Source organism: Bacteroides mediterraneensis, from assembly GCF_900128455.1.
In the GTDB taxonomy this organism is placed as follows: domain Bacteria; phylum Bacteroidota; class Bacteroidia; order Bacteroidales; family Bacteroidaceae; genus Phocaeicola; species Phocaeicola mediterraneensis.
This window is the reverse complement of the sequence record NZ_LT635783.1, coordinates 1,248,492-1,265,262: the sequence shown is the minus strand read 5'-3', so window position 1 is coordinate 1,265,262 and position 16,771 is coordinate 1,248,492. Positions and strand designations below refer to the sequence as shown.

Annotated in this window: 14 protein-coding genes; 9 read left to right on the top strand and 5 right to left on the bottom strand. The window is 49.9% G+C overall.

What is annotated here, in order from left to right:
* Positions 1–80 precede the first annotated feature (80 nt).
* Positions 81–920 (bottom strand): type II pantothenate kinase, encoded by an 840-nt coding sequence (gene coaW / locus BQ7480_RS05020; protein WP_072541969.1) that lies wholly within the window; start codon positions 918–920, stop codon positions 81–83.
* A 347-nt stretch (positions 921–1,267) separates the two neighbouring features.
* Between coaW and BQ7480_RS05015 the strand changes: the two genes are divergently transcribed.
* The 5 genes from BQ7480_RS05015 to BQ7480_RS04995 are packed head-to-tail and all read left to right on the top strand — an operon-like array spanning position 1,268 to position 6,225.
* Positions 1,268–2,014, top strand: coding sequence for a polyprenol monophosphomannose synthase (locus BQ7480_RS05015; protein WP_072541968.1), 747 nt, complete (start codon positions 1,268–1,270; stop codon positions 2,012–2,014).
* A gap of 11 nt (positions 2,015–2,025) precedes the next feature.
* Positions 2,026–3,366, top strand: coding sequence for a dihydroorotase (locus BQ7480_RS05010; RefSeq protein WP_072541967.1), 1,341 nt, complete (start codon positions 2,026–2,028; stop codon positions 3,364–3,366).
* Between the two features lie 10 nt (positions 3,367–3,376).
* Positions 3,377–4,282, top strand: coding sequence for a vitamin B12 dependent-methionine synthase activation domain-containing protein (locus BQ7480_RS05005; RefSeq protein WP_072541966.1), 906 nt, complete (start codon positions 3,377–3,379; stop codon positions 4,280–4,282).
* A 20-nt stretch (positions 4,283–4,302) separates the two neighbouring features.
* Positions 4,303–5,454 carry a metallophosphoesterase gene (locus tag BQ7480_RS05000; RefSeq protein WP_072541965.1) on the top strand — a complete coding sequence of 384 codons (1,152 nt, stop codon included), beginning with the start codon at positions 4,303–4,305 and terminating at the stop codon, positions 5,452–5,454.
* Positions 5,455–5,487: 33 nt separating this feature from the next.
* A complete protein-coding gene (locus BQ7480_RS04995) occupies positions 5,488–6,225 on the top strand; it encodes a lysophospholipid acyltransferase family protein (protein ID WP_072541964.1) in 738 nt (245 codons plus the stop codon).
* Between the two features lie 58 nt (positions 6,226–6,283).
* Here BQ7480_RS04995 and BQ7480_RS04990 read toward each other — a convergent pair whose 3' ends face one another.
* Positions 6,284–6,979, bottom strand: coding sequence for a DUF4369 domain-containing protein (locus BQ7480_RS04990; RefSeq protein WP_072541963.1), 696 nt, complete (start codon positions 6,977–6,979; stop codon positions 6,284–6,286).
* A gap of 171 nt (positions 6,980–7,150) precedes the next feature.
* Here BQ7480_RS04990 and BQ7480_RS04985 point away from each other — a divergent pair, with 171 nt between their 5' ends.
* Entirely contained in the window at positions 7,151–9,322 is a 2,172-nt protein-coding gene (locus BQ7480_RS04985) for a S46 family peptidase (RefSeq protein ID WP_072541962.1), read from the top strand.
* Positions 9,322–11,484: a S46 family peptidase gene (locus tag BQ7480_RS04980; protein ID WP_072541961.1), complete on the top strand. Its 2,163-nt coding sequence runs from the start codon at positions 9,322–9,324 to the stop codon at positions 11,482–11,484. The genes BQ7480_RS04985 and BQ7480_RS04980 overlap by 1 nt, the downstream gene beginning before the upstream one ends.
* Before the next feature lie 48 nt (positions 11,485–11,532).
* Here BQ7480_RS04980 and xseB read toward each other — a convergent pair whose 3' ends face one another.
* Genes xseB through BQ7480_RS04965 form a run of 3 tightly spaced genes read right to left on the bottom strand, consistent with a single transcriptional unit; the run spans position 11,533 to position 14,428 of the window.
* The gene (gene xseB / locus BQ7480_RS04975) at positions 11,533–11,742 is read right to left on the bottom strand and encodes an exodeoxyribonuclease VII small subunit (protein ID WP_022353962.1); all 210 of its coding nucleotides are present in this window, start codon (positions 11,740–11,742) and stop codon (positions 11,533–11,535) included.
* Between the two features lie 9 nt (positions 11,743–11,751).
* Positions 11,752–13,053 (bottom strand): exodeoxyribonuclease VII large subunit, encoded by a 1,302-nt coding sequence (gene xseA, locus BQ7480_RS04970; RefSeq protein WP_072541960.1) that lies wholly within the window; start codon positions 13,051–13,053, stop codon positions 11,752–11,754.
* Positions 13,043–14,428 (bottom strand): S8 family peptidase, encoded by a 1,386-nt coding sequence (locus BQ7480_RS04965; protein ID WP_072543908.1) that lies wholly within the window; start codon positions 14,426–14,428, stop codon positions 13,043–13,045. Before BQ7480_RS04965 ends, xseA begins: the two co-directional genes overlap by 11 nt.
* A 137-nt stretch (positions 14,429–14,565) precedes the next feature.
* Between BQ7480_RS04965 and BQ7480_RS04960 the strand changes: the two genes are divergently transcribed.
* Both BQ7480_RS04960 and BQ7480_RS04955 read left to right on the top strand, forming a co-directional pair.
* Positions 14,566–15,936 carry an MATE family efflux transporter gene (locus tag BQ7480_RS04960; RefSeq protein ID WP_072541959.1) on the top strand — a complete coding sequence of 457 codons (1,371 nt, stop codon included), beginning with the start codon at positions 14,566–14,568 and terminating at the stop codon, positions 15,934–15,936.
* An 80-nt stretch (positions 15,937–16,016) separates the two neighbouring features.
* Entirely contained in the window at positions 16,017–16,646 is a 630-nt protein-coding gene (locus tag BQ7480_RS04955) for a cytidylate kinase-like family protein (protein ID WP_022353958.1), read from the top strand.
* Positions 16,647–16,771: the final 125 nt, after the last annotated feature.

Sequence of the window (16,771 nt, the reverse complement as noted above, 5' to 3'; positions counted from 1 at the left end):
TATTTTGTTGTAAGCATTCAAGAATGGAAGGAGAATTCTCAACCGTTTTTAGGCTAAGACCGAAACCAGTCCGATAAGGTTCACTCCCTTACCAGACTGGTTTCTATTTTTTTGATATAAGCCAAGGCCGCACCTATGGCTGTCTGATACTCCGCATTCTCCGGAATGATGAAACGTACGTCGTACATCTGCCCGATGGTTTCAAACACCGGACGACACTGGGGAAGCTGCGTCAGGTTGCCTATCAGCACGAAATCGCGGATACCCATCTCCAGAGCCGACAGTACGGCTGCCTGCCCGATGGACTGCAAGACCATGTGCATCAGGCCCAAAGCCACATCCTCGGGAGCCGCATTGTTATCCAGTTTGCCCAGCAACGAAGCCGTCGCATCCAAAGGAAGGCCGGGCAACGAGGTACGGCAAATATCCTGAATCTGCAAGTCCACGTTCCGCAAATCGCCTTTCTCCGCCAGTTCTGATACCCACAGAATGTCCTGCGTATGCAGCAACAGGCGCGACAAGCCCATCAAGGTACCGCCTCCGATACCGATGCCGCCTATGTGACGAATTTCCTCATTCTCCACACGCACAAAGGAGGTGCCCGTACCCATGCTCACCACCATCAGCTTGTCCAGCCCGGTAGCATACTGCGCACTCAATCCGTTGGCAATGAACTCGTCCGTCCGGGCGGTGGGCAAACCGTACAAGGGCTGCTGTATATAGGAACTGCCCACTCCGGTCAGCATCACCTGTTCCACCTCCGAGAGCTGAATGGAATGGTCGTATATATACTTGCCAAAAGCCCCGAACAACGAAGTCACAGGGTCGGTGGCCGTCACAAACATCGGATGACGGATGCGTCCGTCTTCCATGCCTACAATCTTGGTGGTGCTTCCTCCCACATCTATACCTATAATCATAACTTCAGTTTCAAATCTTATTTTACAATACGGGCGCAAGTCTACAAACTTTTTTTGTGAAAGCAGGTACGTCACCTTCTTTTTTTCAAAAAAATTTAGAAGGAAGTACAACCACCCCCTCTGGAGCACCTCAGAAGGCCATTTTCCAGTTCCTTGGCGAAGGCAAAAAAACGCACTTGCGTTTGATTCAAAACGTACTTGCGTTTTACCTGAAACGCACTTACGTTTTACTTGAAACGCACTTGCGCTTTAGGGCAAACGCACTTGCGTTTTTCCGAAGAAAAATAAAGCACTCGAAAAGGAATCCATATTTTATATGTATATTTGCACGACATAATAAAAACACCATGCAGACAAGTGACAGTATTGTGATAATTCCTACTTATAATGAGAAGGAAAATATCGAAAATATCATCCGGGCAGTATTCGGACTGGAAAAATGTTTCCACATTCTGGTCATCGAAGACAATTCTCCCGACGGTACGGCCGACATCGTTCGCCGGCTGCAAAAAGAATTTCCCGAACGCCTGTTCATGATTGAACGGAAAGGCAAGCTCGGACTGGGAACCGCTTATATCACCGGCTTCAAATGGTCTATCGAACACGGATACGACTATGTGTTCGAGATGGATGCCGACTTCAGCCATAACCCCAACGACCTGCCCCGGCTCTACAAGGCCTGCCACGACGACGGGGCCGATGTATCCATCGGTTCACGCTACGTGAGCGGAGTCAATGTGGTCAACTGGCCGATGGGAAGAGTCCTGATGTCGTACTTCGCCTCCAAATACGTGCGGTTCATCACCGGCCTGCCCATTCACGACACCACTGCCGGCTTTGTCTGCTACCGCCGCAAAGTGCTTGAAACCATTCATCTGGACCGTATCCGCTTCAAAGGCTATGCCTTCCAGATTGAAATGAAATTCACGGCCTACAAATGCGGCTTCCACATCACCGAAGTACCTGTCATCTTCATCAACCGCGAGCTGGGTACTTCCAAGATGAACAGCAGCATTTTCGGAGAGGCCGTGTTCGGCGTCATCCAGCTGAAATGGGACAGCTGGTTCAAAAAATACCCCAAGAATTCTAATTGAAAAAAGTGTTTATGAAACGTACGTGGATACATCATGCAATCATTGTAAACGAAGGACGCCGGTTTGCCGGTTCCGTGGTTATTGAAGGAGAGAAAATCCAGGAGATTATCGAAGGAGAAGGAAAACCCGCAGCCGAATGTGACGAACAGATTGACGCACAAGGATGCTTCCTGCTGCCGGGAGTGATAGACGACCATGTACATTTCCGCGATCCGGGACTGACGCAGAAGGCGGATATGGCCACCGAAACGGCTGCGGCTGCGGCAGGTGGAGTCACCTCTTTCATGGATATGCCGAACTGCAACCCGCAGACCACTACCTTGGAAGCACTGGACAACAAATTCCAGGATGCCGCCACCAAATGCATCGTGAACTATTCGTTCTACTTTGGCGCCACAAACAACAACACCCACTTGCTGAAGGAACTGGACAAGAACCGGGTATGCGGCGTGAAGCTTTTCATGGGAGCCAGTACGGGCAACATGCTGGTAGACCGCATGGAGGCACTGAAAAAGATATTTTCGGAAGCGGGTATGCTGATTGCCACGCATTGTGAGGACCAGAATACCATCCGTCAGAATACCGAACGCTACAAACAAGAATATGGAGAGGACCTCGACATTTCTTTCCACCCGCTGATAAGGGATGAGGAGGCTTGCTACCGTTCTTCCTCACTGGCCGTAGCCTTGGCCAAGGAAACCGGAGCCCGCCTGCACATTCTGCACATCAGTACGGCACGCGAACTGGGCCTGCTGGAAGACCGTCCGCTGACTGAAAAGAAAATCACGGCGGAAGCCTGTGTGTCACACCTGATGTTCTGCGACGAGGACTATGCCCGCTTGGGAGCCCGCATCAAATGCAACCCCAGCATCAAGACGAAAGCCGACCGCGATGCCCTGAGAAAGGCACTGACCACGAACCTGATTGACGTGATTGCCACCGACCACGCCCCTCACCTGCTGTCGGAGAAACAAGGCGGTGCGCTGAAGGCGGTATCCGGCATGCCTACCCTGCAGTTCTCGCTGGTGAGCATCTATGAACTGGTGCACGAAGGATTGCTTTCGATGGAACAACTGGTACAGAAAATGTGTCACGCACCTGCCCAGCTCTTCCAAATCAGCCGGAGAGGTTTCATCCGACCGGGATACCAGGCCGACCTGGTGCTGCTGAATCCTCATAAGGAATGGACCGTCACTACCGACTGCATTGAAAGCAAGTGTGGCTGGAGCCCGATGGAAGGACGTACGTTCCACGGGAAAGTAGAGAAAACCTTTGTCAACGGAGCGGTAGTTTATGAGAATGGAAAGGTAGACAAGGCTCACCGCGGACAAGCCCTGAAATTTGAACGATAAAAGAAACCGCATGAAAACAGACATCACCACCGTCCGTTACGACATACACGACCTGGCCGAATACATCAACTGGATTTACTTCTTCCATGCGTGGGGATTCCAGCCTCGTTTCGCCACCATTGCCGACATTCATGGCTGTGATGCCTGCCGGGCCGGCTGGCTGGCTTCTTTCCCGGAAACCGACCGTGCCAAGGCTGCCGAAGCCGTGCAGTTGCATAAGGAAGCTGTACGCATGCTCAACCACATTGACGGGAAATACGGCGTGTATGCCATCTACCGACTTATGGAGGCCAATGCCGACGGAGACAACCTGATTTTGGAGGGGACGTCGTTCCCCTTGCTTCGCCAGCAGACCCGTGTACGACCCGATGACCCGTTTCTTTGCCTGAGTGACTTTGTGCGCCCGCTTTCATCGGGCATCAAGGATACGGTGGGAGGATTTGCCACCACCATCGACCCGGCCATGGAAGAAGAGTTCCTGCACGACGATTACCAGGCCCTGCTCATCAAGACGCTGGGAGAACGCCTGGCAGAAGCAGCTGCCGAAAAGATACACGAAACCGTGCGCAAGGAGGTTTGGGGATATGCCAAAGACGAGCATCTCACCATGAAGCAGCTTCTGAACGAAGATTATCAGGGCATCCGTCCTGCCGTGGGCTATCCCTCCCTGCCGGATATTTCAGTCAGCTTCCTGCTCGACCGCCTCATCGACATGAAACGCATCGGCATCCGCCTCACCGAGAACGGGATGATGCAGCCGCATGCATCGGTGTGCGGACTGATGTTCGCGCATCCGGCTTCCCGCTATTTTGCCGTGGGAAAAATCGATGAAGAACAGCTCATGGATTATGCTGCCCGACGGCAAATGGAGCCCGACGTGTTACGCAAATACCTGGCTGCCAACTTACAATCCTAACCCCATTTAAACCTGCCAATATGATTCTATTAAGAGTATCACTTCTGTTTCTGGCCTTGTTCCTCTTGCCCGACTGGTATATCTGCAAGACCTATCTGTCGCACTGGCACAATAAAAAATGGAAGCAGAGATTTTGGTGGCCGACCCTCGTGCTGCTCTTGATTCTGGTAGTATTCCTTATCGGGCACGACCAATTGCATGAGTATTTCGGAACGTACCTGATTGTGGCCTTGTGTGTCACCATTCCGAAGACCCTCTTCATGCTGACGAGCATCTTGCTGAGACTGCTCCAGAAACTTTTCCGCTGCCACCTGCCTCACGGCAGCATCTCTCTGGTACCCGCGGTACTCATCTTAGGATACATCCTGTTCGGTGCCCTCAAAGGCAAGGAATATTTTCAGGTGAAAGAGGTGACTTTCTGTTCGCCCGACCTTCCACAAGCTTTCGACGGCTACCGCATCCTGCAGCTGTCGGACATCCATTCCGGAAGCTGGAAAGGCAACGGGGAAGCGCTTCGGAAAGCCATTACCCTCTGCAACCAACAAAAAGCTGACCTGGCCGTTTTTACCGGCGACCTGGTCAACAGCCGGGCCGACGAGCTGGTGGAATTCATGCCGATATTCTCCCAACTGAAAGCGCCCGACGGCGTGTATGCCGTGCTAGGGAACCACGATTACGGCACCTACGCGAAATGGGAAAACGAGCATGCCCGTCTGGCCAATGTAGACAGTCTGATTGCTCGCGAGAACCGCATGGGCTGGAAAATGCTACTGAACGATTCGCATATAATATATAAAGGTAAGGACTCACTTGCCCTGGCGGGAGTGGAAAACAGCGGAAAGCCTCCCTTCCCCGACCGGGGAGATTTGTCCAAGGCCCTGAAAGGAACCGACGGCATGTTCACAGTGCTGCTCAGCCACGACCCTACCCACTGGCGGAGAAAAGTGCTTCCGGACACATCCGTACAGCTGACCTTGTCGGGACACACCCACGACATGCAAATCAGTCTGTTCGGCTTTTCCGTATCCAAATTTATCTATCCGGAACACCGGGGATTGTATCTGGAAGGCAATCGTGGCTTGTATGTCAACATCGGACTGGGCTATGTGCTCTTTCCCATGCGGTTGGGAGCCTGGCCGGAGATTACGGTCATCACTTTAAAGAAAGAATAATTCAACTAACCCTCAAAATAACCACATCAAATTATGAGATTCTTATACATCATTTATCAAATCTGTATCGGACTACCCATTTTTCTTGTACTAACCATTCTGACCGCACTGACCACCATGTTGGGATGCTGGCTCGGCAACGGCCATTTCTGGGGATACTATCCCGGCAAAATCTGGTCGCAACTTACTTGTTTTCTGTTTCTGCTCCCGGTGAAGGTGGAAGGGCATCAGCATATAGACCACAAAACCTCATACGTATTTGTGGCCAATCACCAAGGGGCCTTCGACATTTTCCTCATCTACGGATTTCTGGGCCGGAACTTCAAGTGGATGATGAAAAAAAGTTTGCGCAACATTCCTTTTGTAGGAAAGGCTTGCGAATCGGCCGGATTCATCTTCGTCGACAAATCCAGTCCGCGAAAAGTGTACGAAACCATCAAACGGGCTGAGAAAATCTTGCAGGGAGGCACTTCGCTCGTGGTATTTCCGGAAGGAAGAAGAACTTTCACGGGACACATGAACGAGTTCAAGAAAGGCGCTTTCCTTATTGCCGACCAGCTGCAGATGCCCGTAGTACCCATGACCATCAGCGGTTCGTTCGACGTGCTTCCCCGCACAGGCAAACTGCTTTCCTGGCATCCGTTGAAACTGACCATCCATGAACCCATTTACCCACAGGGAAAAGGACAGGAAAACCTGACCCTGCTGATGGAAGAGTCCTATCAGGCCATTGAAAAGGATCTGCCGGAAAAATACAAAGGAAAGAAATAAGAAAAAGAAGAAAAAAATATCGGGTAGCAAGGGAATCTCTTTCTACCCGATTGTTTTTTTAATGAAGAGGGGCATGCGACATATTCTCACGCGCCACCGACACATACTCTTGTATCATGTAATTATTCTTGAAAGAGTCGGGAGCCCCGTCTATAATCTCTTGCATAAGCGGTGTCAAAAACGGATAAGGCAGACTGTTGCCCAACATCAGAAAGACACCCGGACCCAGCACATTCTCATAATTGTCCTGGATGAAAGTCTTTGCCAGCTGGTTCATCTCCTCCGACAGCTGGTCCCGTTTTTTCTGGATTTCCTCATGAACGGTCTGCAAGTCCTTTCCGTCCATAATCATACGGCTTTCTTCATGTTCCACCTCGTAAGCACGATCATCGAGCGAATTTTTCTGCATCACGAAGTCGTTGAAACAATCATTCAGTGGAGTCCCCTTAATCGTAATCCCCGCATTGTCAATCTGTATAGCAATATGTCCGGGTTCTATCACCAAGGGCATAATGCAGTCATCATCCATATACAAAGAGGCCAGTACCGTAGAATCCACTTTTCCCTGCATCTCGAATAAGCCATGAATCACTTCAGCCGAGTCAATGTTGACCAATCTATCACCCACCGGGATTTTTATGAAAAGCATCTTGCCGTCCAACATTGAAACAGATGAAGTACCTTCTATCTTATATTTCTTACTGCAAGAGGTGCAAAGCATTGCACACAACAGAAAAAAATAAAGTTTATACATGCTGAAACCTTTTAAATTTGAGCGCAAAGGTATAATCTTTCAAGGATGAGCCGAAATAAATTATCAAAATTTATACTAAGATAGTGGTTTATTACCTTTTCATTCAGCCACATGAAAATGATGTACGTTTTTTTGCTATTTTTGTGCTCTTGAATTAACAATCATCACAATATGAAAAAACTAAAAGTACTCGCACTCGCACTTATTTGTGCCGTCTTCTCTCCGGCGAAAGCCGATGAAGGGATGTGGTTGCTCCAACTCATGCAGGAGCAGAACCTTGCCGACCGAATGAAAGCGCAAGGCTTGAAAATGGATATCGCGGCTATCTACAACCCGGACCAGATTACCTTGAAGGATGCAGTGGGAATTTTCGGACGTGGATGCACGGGCGAAATCATTTCTCCCAACGGACTGATTCTGACCAACCATCACTGTGGCTACGATGCCATCCAACAGCATAGTTCCGTGGAACATGATTACCTGACCGACGGATTCTGGGCAAAGAGTTACCAGGAAGAACTGCCGACTCCGGGATTGACCTTCAAGTTTGTGGACCGCATCGTAGATGTAACCGATAAGGTAAACGAGGATATCCAAAAAGGAAAGGTCAGTGAAATCGAATCCTTCGGAAGCAAATACCTCAAGAAACTGGCAGATGAAGAGCTGAAGAAAAGCGACCTGAAAGGCAAACCGGGCATTTCCACTCTGGCACTCCCTTTCTATGAAGGAAACAAATTCTACCTGTTCTTTATCAAGACTTACAGCGACGTCCGCATGGTGGCCGCTCCCCCTTCATCCATCGGTAAGTTCGGTGGAGAAACCGACAACTGGATGTGGCCGCGTCACACCGGCGACTTCTCCATGTTCCGTATCTACGCCGACAAAGACGGAAACCCGGCTGAATACAGCAAGGAAAATGTACCCTTGAAAGTGAAGAAACACCTGACGATTTCTTTAAAGGGACTGCAGGAAGGCGACTATGCCATGATCATGGGATTCCCCGGAAGCACCAGCCGCTACCTGACCGAAAGCGAGGTACGTCTGCGCATGGAAGGTACCAACATTCCGCGCATCACGGTGCGTGAAGCCCGTCAGAATATCCTCCGCAAGGAAATGGCTGCCAGCGACAAGGTACGTATCCAGTATGCCAGCAAATTTGCCAGCTCCAGCAACTACTGGAAAAACTCCATCGGTATGAACAAAGCCATCGTGGACAACCATGTATTGGAGACAAAGGCTGAACAGGAAGCAAAATTCGCTGCTTTTGCCAAAGAAAAACAGAATGCGGACTATGAAGCTGTGGTCGGAAAAATTGATGACTACGTAAAACGTGTGACTCCGCTCCGCACCCAGCTGACCTATTTCACTGAAACTTTCAGAGGAGGCATTGAATTTACGCACAGCTCCAAAATGAAAGCTTTGCAGGATCTGGCTGCCGCACTGAAAAAGAACAAGAAAAAAGACATTGACACAGCCATCGCTACTCTGAAGGAAGCCTACGCCGATATCCACAACAAGGATTACGACCATGAAGTAGACCGGAAAGTAGCCAAGGTCTTGTTGCCTCTTTATGCAGAGAAGGTACCGGCTGAAGCCCTGCCCGATTTCTATCAGACCATTCAAAACACGTTCAAAGGCGATTATGATGCCTACGTAGACGCTCTCTACGATAACAGTATCTTCGCTAATGAAAAGAACTTCAATGCCTTCATCGAACATCCGACTGCAGAAGCTATCCAGAACGATTTGTCGGCTGAATATGCCAATGCCGTCAACAAGAAATACAAGGAACTGGCCAACCAGCTGGACAAGGCGAACGGCGACATCAACCTGCTGCACAAAACGTATGTACGCGGTCTTTGCGAGATGTATGCACCGACTCCGAAAGCTCCGGATGCCAACTTCACCATCCGTCTGACTTACGGTAACGTGAAATCTTATGACCCGAAAGACGGAATCCACTACAAATACTACACGACCCTGAAAGGCGTGATGGAAAAGGAAGACCCGAACAATCCGGAATTCGTGGTACCGACCAAGCTGAAAGAACTGTACGCCACCAAGAACTACGGACGTTATGCCTTGCCGAACGGCGAAATGCCGACCTGCTTCCTGACCACCAACGACATTACCGGCGGTAACTCAGGTTCTCCGGTCATGAACGGCAACGGAGAACTGATTGGAGCCGCTTTCGACGGTAACTGGGAATCTCTTTCCGGCGACATCAACTTCGACAACAACCTCCAGCGCTGCATTGCCGTAGACATCCGCTACGTGCTGTTCATCGTAGAAAAGCTGGGAGGCTGCAAGAACCTGATTGACGAAATGACCATCGTAGAATAATGAAACATAAGTTTTTACTCACTTTATTTGCCACATTCACCCTCGCCGCCCATGCGGACGAGGGAATGTGGATGCTGACCGACCTGAAACAGCAGAATGCGGCTGTGATGCAGGACCTGGGACTGGATATCGCCATCGACAAGGTGTACAGCCCGGATAATATCAGCCTGAAAGATGCCGTAGTACACTTTGGAGGAGGATGTACCGGAGAGGTCATTTCTTCCGAAGGACTGGTACTGACCAACCATCACTGTGGATACGGATATATCCAACAACACAGCTCGGTGGAACATGACTACCTGACCGATGGCTTCTGGGCCATGACGCGGGAGCAGGAACTTCCTTGCGAAGGACTGAGCGTGACGTTCATCGACCGGATACTCGACGTAACGGAATACGTACAGAAACAGCTGAAGAAGTCCAAAGATCCGGACGGAACGAATTATCTTTCCCCGTCTTTCCTGGCGGGAGTGGCCGAAAAGTTTGCCAAGAAAGAACACATCCGTACCGATGCGTTTACCACATTGGAGCTGAAACCGTTCTACGGGTCCAACAAATATTACCTGTTTGTCAAGACCTCCTACAAGGACGTACGTATGGTAGGAGCTCCTCCCTCTTCCATCGGGAAATTCGGGGCAGACACCGACAACTGGATGTGGCCACGCCACTGCGGGGATTTCTCTATCTTCCGTATCTATGCCAGCAAAGACGGCAAGCCAGCCGAATACAGTGCGGACAACGTACCTTTGAAAGTCAAGAAACACATCGCCATCAACCTGAAAGGGGTGAAAGAAGGTGACTTCACTTTCGTGATGGGATTTCCGGGACGTAACTGGCGTTACATGATCAGTGACGAAGTGGAAGAACGTATGCAGACTACCAACTTCATGCGCGACACCATCCGCGGCGTACGCTTGCGGGTGTTGGGCGAAGAAATGGCCAAGGACGCGCACACGCGCATCCAGTATGCGGCCAAGTATGCGTCATCGGCCAATTACTGGAAGAATGCCATCGGCATGAACGAAGGACTGGTACGCCTGAAGGTGCTCGACCGCAAGAAACGGGAACAGCAGCAACTGCTGGCCTTCGGCGATTCCATCGGGAACGACAGCTACCGGAAAGCCTACGAAACCATCAAGCAGATTGTGGCACAGCGTCATGAGGCAGTCTATCACCAGCAAGCTATTTACGAGGCTCTGATGCTAGGCACGGAATTCTTCAAGGTGCCTGATACTGAGATGTTGAAAGCCGCACTGGAAAGCCAGAAACAGAAAGACATTGACGAAGCTGTGGCTGACCTGAGAGAAGCCGGAAAGAAGTTCTTCAACAAGGACTACAATCCGGAGGTAGACCGCAAGGTTTCCAAGCAGCTCATTGCCTTGTATGCCCGCCTGATTCCGGCCACACAACGGATTGACATTTTCCAGACCATCGACAAGGACTTCCAGGGAAATACGGATGCTTTTGTAGACGCTTGCTTCACCCGGTCCATTTTCAGAAGCCCGGAAGCATTGGAAGCCTTTCTGGCACATCCGGATGCAGCCCAACTGGAGAACGACCTGATGGTGAAATACGCCGCTTCCGTACGCGACGGTTACCAAGCAACCAGCGAGGCCATGCAGGAAGAGACGAATGCCTACAATGCGGCCCACAAGACTTGGGTGGCAGGTATGCTGCAACTGAAAAAAGCGCACGGACAGCCGATTTATCCGGATGCCAACTCGACCCTGCGTCTGACTTACGGCAAAATCGGTTCCTACGAACCGGCCGACGGAAAAGAATACCTGTATTACACGACCCTGAAAGGGGTGATGGAAAAGGAAGACCCGCACAATCCGGAATTTGTGGTACCGGCCAAACTGAAAGAACTGTATGAAAAGAAAGACTTCGGTCCCTACGCCATGCCCGACGGACGTATGCCGGTCTGCTTTGCCACTGCTACCGACAACACGGGCGGTAACTCAGGCTCTCCGGTCTTCAACGCCCAAGGAGAACTCATCGGTACAGGCTTCGACCGCAACTATGAAGGCTTGACCGGCGACATTGCCTACAATCCTCAGCTGCAACGAGCCGCTTGCGTAGACATCCGCTATACCTTGTTCATCATCGACAAGTTTGCGGGTGCCGGTCACTTGCTCAAGGAAATGACCATTATCCGATAACCCTATCCACTAAAAAAGCCAGACTTCCCGGTCTGGCTTTTTTAGTGCTCAAGCTTGTGCGTCGCTTTCTTCTTCCAAAATCTTCTTGATTTCCGCATCGGCTTTATACAGCTTGTTCTTACAGAACTTTATCAGTTTCTGGGCCTCCTGCAAGTATTCGCCCAACTGGTCAATGTCCAGTTCGTTACTTTCAATACGGGCCACGATTTCCTCCAGGCGCTTCATGGCCTCTGAGTAGGTTTCTTTCTTTGCTGCCATATCATTGTTTCATTTGATTACTTTACTTCTGAATCGCCCCTTTGCCAGACGGGTCTCCACTTCATCTCCCGGTTTCAGCAAGGAAGCATCTGTCACTGCTTTTCCATTCAGCAAGGTAAGACTATACCCTTTCTTCAACAAGACCTCCGGGGAAGCAGAAGACACCCGTTGCGCCAGCAGTTCCAGCCGATGCGTTTCGCGCTGCACCCGGTTCTGCAGGGCAGAAAGTACGCGAGGCATCAGTTGCAAACGGTAATTTTCCTTCAGCAAACGCGACTGCCAGGCCGTCTTTATCCGGTTCTGGAAGCGCTCCTGCCGGAAAGTCTCCCGCTGCAACCGCATCTGCACCTGTCCGGGAATGCGCGTGACAAAACCTTCCAACCGTTGCTTTTCTTGCTGCAACAAGCGGGGAACTTCCTCATAAATAATTTCTTCGTATCCTTCCAATTCCTGTGCCGTCTGCCGTAGGTGATTAATCAGGAACTCGGCGGCAGCCGTCGGAGTCTTCACACGGGTATGGGCTATCAGGTCCAATACGGTATCGTCGCGTTCATGTCCGATTCCGGTAATGATGGGAAGCGGGAACTGGGCACAGTTCGCGGCCAGCTCGTAAGTGTCGAAGCCGGAAAGGTCGGAAGTGGCTCCTCCCCCTCGGATGATGACCACCACATCCCAAAGGTCGCGCGTGGCATTGATACGGTCGAGGGCCTGAATGATGGACTGCTCCACCTGCTCTCCCTGCATGACCGCCTGAAAAAGACAAGGATAAAACACAAAGCCGAAAGCATTATGCTGTAACTGATTGCAGAAATCGCCATACCCCGCAGCTGTAGCCGATGAAATTACGGCAATCCGCTGGGTAAGTAGCGGCAGTTCCAGTTCTTTATTGAGTGTCAGGATACCCTCTTCGTCCAGCTGACGCAAAATTTCCTTCCGCCGACGTACCATATCGCCCAACGTATAAGTAGGGTCGATATTGACTACCGTCAACGAATAACCATACAGTTCATGAAAATCGACTGTGACTTTGACCAGCACTTTCAGTCCGGACACAAAAACCTGTCCGGTTTCCCGTTCAAAATAAGCCCGCAATCTGGTAAATACGTTCGCCCATATAATCCCCCGAGCCTTGGCCAGCAGGGCATTGCCTGTGGCATCTTTCTGCACGAACTCCAGGTAACAATGCCCGGAATAGTTCACGCGCACATCACTCAGTTCCGCCTGCACCCAATATTCATCCGGCAAGCAGGAGGTGATACTCCTCCTGACCAGTGAATTCAGTTCCAGCAAAGACAAAGGTTTATTTTCCATCGTTTCCGCTCTTCAGTTTCAATCCCAGCTGATAGGCTTTCCAGATATCCGTCACTCCATAACCGAAAATATTGTCCGGATAGGCATTACGGTCGCTGGCTTCATGCACAATCTCAATCAACTGACGGACAGTAAGCCAAGGACAAGCCTCCCACAAACAAGCCACCAGTCCGCAGAACGTAGGCGAAGCAAACGACGTACCGTTGGCAAAGGAAGTCCCCCCGTCGATACCCACTACAGCCGAATGAACCCCCACTGCCATGACGTCCGGCTTGACACGCCCGTCGGCCGTATTGCCAATGGAAGAAAATGGGGCATTCACTCCCATATTGTCTATCGCTCCGATGGTCAGAATATCCTCTGCATCTGCCGGAGGCGTTATTTTTTTCCAGGCATCCATACCGGAATTTCCGGCACTGCACACCACCAATAATCCTTTCTTGGCCGCATACGAGGCCGAAGAAGCCATCAGGGAAGTATGCCCATCAAGTTCCCGATAAGTATAATTGTCAATCGGATCGTCAAAAGAGTAATATCCCAGTGAAGTGTTCACGATATCCACTCCCACACTGTCGGCAAATTCAATGGCAGCCGCCCAATTATCCTCTTCCACCGGTTGTTCCGTATCATTATCCTCACTCCGCAACAGCCAATAACTTGCCTCGGGAGCAGTCCCGACCATTACATGGGGCATATTGGCAGCCATGCAGGAAAGCACTTTCATGCCATGATTGTGCTCTCCATAAATATCCGAATCCGGATTTACAAAATCATGTGTACCTAAGATGGAGGTTTTATGAAAAATCTTCATGGCATCCACATTGAAGAAACCGGCATCAATCACGGCAATCTGCATGCCTTGTCCCTTGAAACCCGCCAAATGCAAACTGTCCCCATTATGTATTTTAATCTGTTCGGAAGCCATTCCATAATAATCTTCCTGTTTTTTCCACTGGTTCTTTACCAACTCCTTCCGTCCCGCTCCCCGGGCAGGAATGGAATCCGGAGAAACCCAGACTTTCTTTACGGAACGTACGAAAGGATTGTCCAGAAAACGAAGGGCCACCGACTCATCGGGTACCTCCATCAGTACCGTATTGTTCCATTTGCTGGAAGAAACATATTCTCCCCCCTGCTCCTTCAGACGGTCTATATACACACGGCAGACAGGCAAATCGGTCGAATCGACGGCCAATCCCTGATGCGCCCGACGCGCCAATGCCCGCGACGACAAAAATTCCTCCGGATGTTCCAAAGAATAAACGGTCTTTTTCTTGTCCGTAAGCTGGACCCGATATTTGTACATCGTCTCTGCTGAAGCGCTCCCCAAGCAGGCCAATAGGCAAAGGAATAATCCTACTCTATTCACATTCATCCACATAGCTTTTATTTTTGAAGCGCAAAGATACACAAAGTTTTCCCTGATTCCGGAAAAAGACTTACCTTTGCGCGATTTTTTAGGGAATCTAAAGATTTCTGGATAACAATTAATAAGAAAAAGAATAAGAGAGTATGACGTCACAAAAAGGAACAGCCACCGAGCTGGGAACAGAAAGAATCGGAAAACTATTGATGCAATATGCCATCCCAGCCATCATTGCCATGACTGCCTCCTCCCTCTACAACATGGTAGACAGTATTTTCATCGGACATGGAGTCGGACCATTGGCTATCTCCGGACTGGCCATCACCTTTCCGCTGATGAACCTGGCCGCCGCCTTCGGCTCACTGGTAGGGGTCGGAGCTTCCACACTTATCTCTGTCAAACTGGGACAGAAGGATTATGTTACCGCCCAGCAGATTCTGGGAAATGTAGTATCACTCAACCTGATTATCGGGATACTGTTCACCCTTGTCTGCCTGCTGTTTCTAGACCCGATTCTGTATTTCTTCGGGGCCAGCGATGCTACCCTTCCTTATGCCAGAGACTACATGATTACCATCCTTCTGGGGAATGTCATTACCCACATGTACTTGGGACTGAACTCTGTACTGCGTTCGGCCGGACATCCGCAAAAGGCCATGGCAGCCACTATCCTGACCGTGGTCATCAATACGCTGCTGGACCCACTGTTCATCTATACCTTCCACATGGGAATCCGTGGTGCTGCCATAGCCACGGTACTGGCTCAGGTTATTTCCTTATGCTGGCTTATCAAAATTTTCTGTAACAAGAATGAACTTCTGCATCTGAAAAGAGGGATTTATCGGCTCAAGATGACGCTGGTGGAAAACATCATCGGTATCGGACTGGCTCCCTTCTTCATGAACCTGGCTTCCTGCTTCATCGTCATCCTTATCAACAAGGGACTGAAGCTGTACGACGGGGATTTGGCCATCGGCGCGTTTGGCATTGTCAACCGCATTGTATTTTTATTTGTCATGATTGTGATGGGACTGAACCAAGGCATGCAACCCATTGCCGGCTATAATTTCGGCGCCCAGCACTATCATCGGGTAAACCAAGTCATGAAATATACCGTCATCGCCGCCACCATTGTGACCACCACCGGCTTCCTCGTGGGAGAACTGATGCCGGAACTGGCCGTATCGGCCTTTACAACGGATACACAGCTCATACAGCTGAGCGCAAAAGGATTGCAAGTGGTCGTCCTGTTTTTCCCCATCATCGGTTTTCAGATGGTGACCTCCAACTTCTTCCAGAGTATCGGCATGGCCAAGAAAGCCATCATCCTTTCCCTGAGCCGACAGGTACTGATTCTGATTCCCTGTCTGCTGATTCTTCCTCTCTTTTGGGGAGTAAAAGGCGTGTGGTACAGCATGCCGATTTCGGATATTACAGCCAGTATCATTGCCGGAACCATGCTCTATGCGCAGTTCAAACAATTCAAGCAACAACATGCAGCCCAATCCAATCGCTGACGAAAATAAAAGATAAAAAAGTCGCATTTTTCCGTAGAATGATTTATATTTGCTTTATATCAAACTAAAGAAGTTACACTATGGACGGACATTATGTGATTAATCTCGGACGTCAGCTGGGAAGTGGCGGAAAAGAGATTGGTGAGAAACTGGCGAATGAACTAGGCATTGCTTTTTATGATAAGGAATTGATTAACCTGGCTTCGGAGGAAAGCGGACTCTGCAAGGAATTTTTCGAGAAAGCAGACGAAAAAGCCTCTCAGACGATTTTGGGAGGACTGTTCGGCACGCGGTTCCCGTTCATCACGGAGGGAGCCTATCCCTACAATTCCTACTTGAGCAACGACTCTCTGTTCAAGATTCAGAGTGATGTCATCCGTCAGCTGGCTGAAAAGCAATCGTGCCTGTTTGTCGGACGCTGCGCGGATTATATTCTCCGCGACCACCCGCGATGTGCCAATGTCTTTGTTTCGGCCTCTCCCGAAGCCCGTATCGAACGACTGATGAAACTGCACCACATCAGTGCCGAAGATGCAGAAGACTTGATGGAAAAAGCCGACAAGAAACGTTCGTCTTACTACAATTATTACAGTTACAAGACATGGGGAGCGGCAGCTACTTATCATTTATGTATTGACTCCTCCGTATTGGGTATTGACGGCACCGTAGAGTTCATCAAGAAATTTGTGACCCTGAAGCTTCATCTTTAAAAAGAAAAAAAACATAACCTAAAAAGGAAGGGACCGTTCATTTTCATTTGAATGGTCCCTTCCTTTTTTTCATCAGCCCAACCGCTACTGTTCAGACAGTTGCAAAAGCTGAGTCGATGATATGC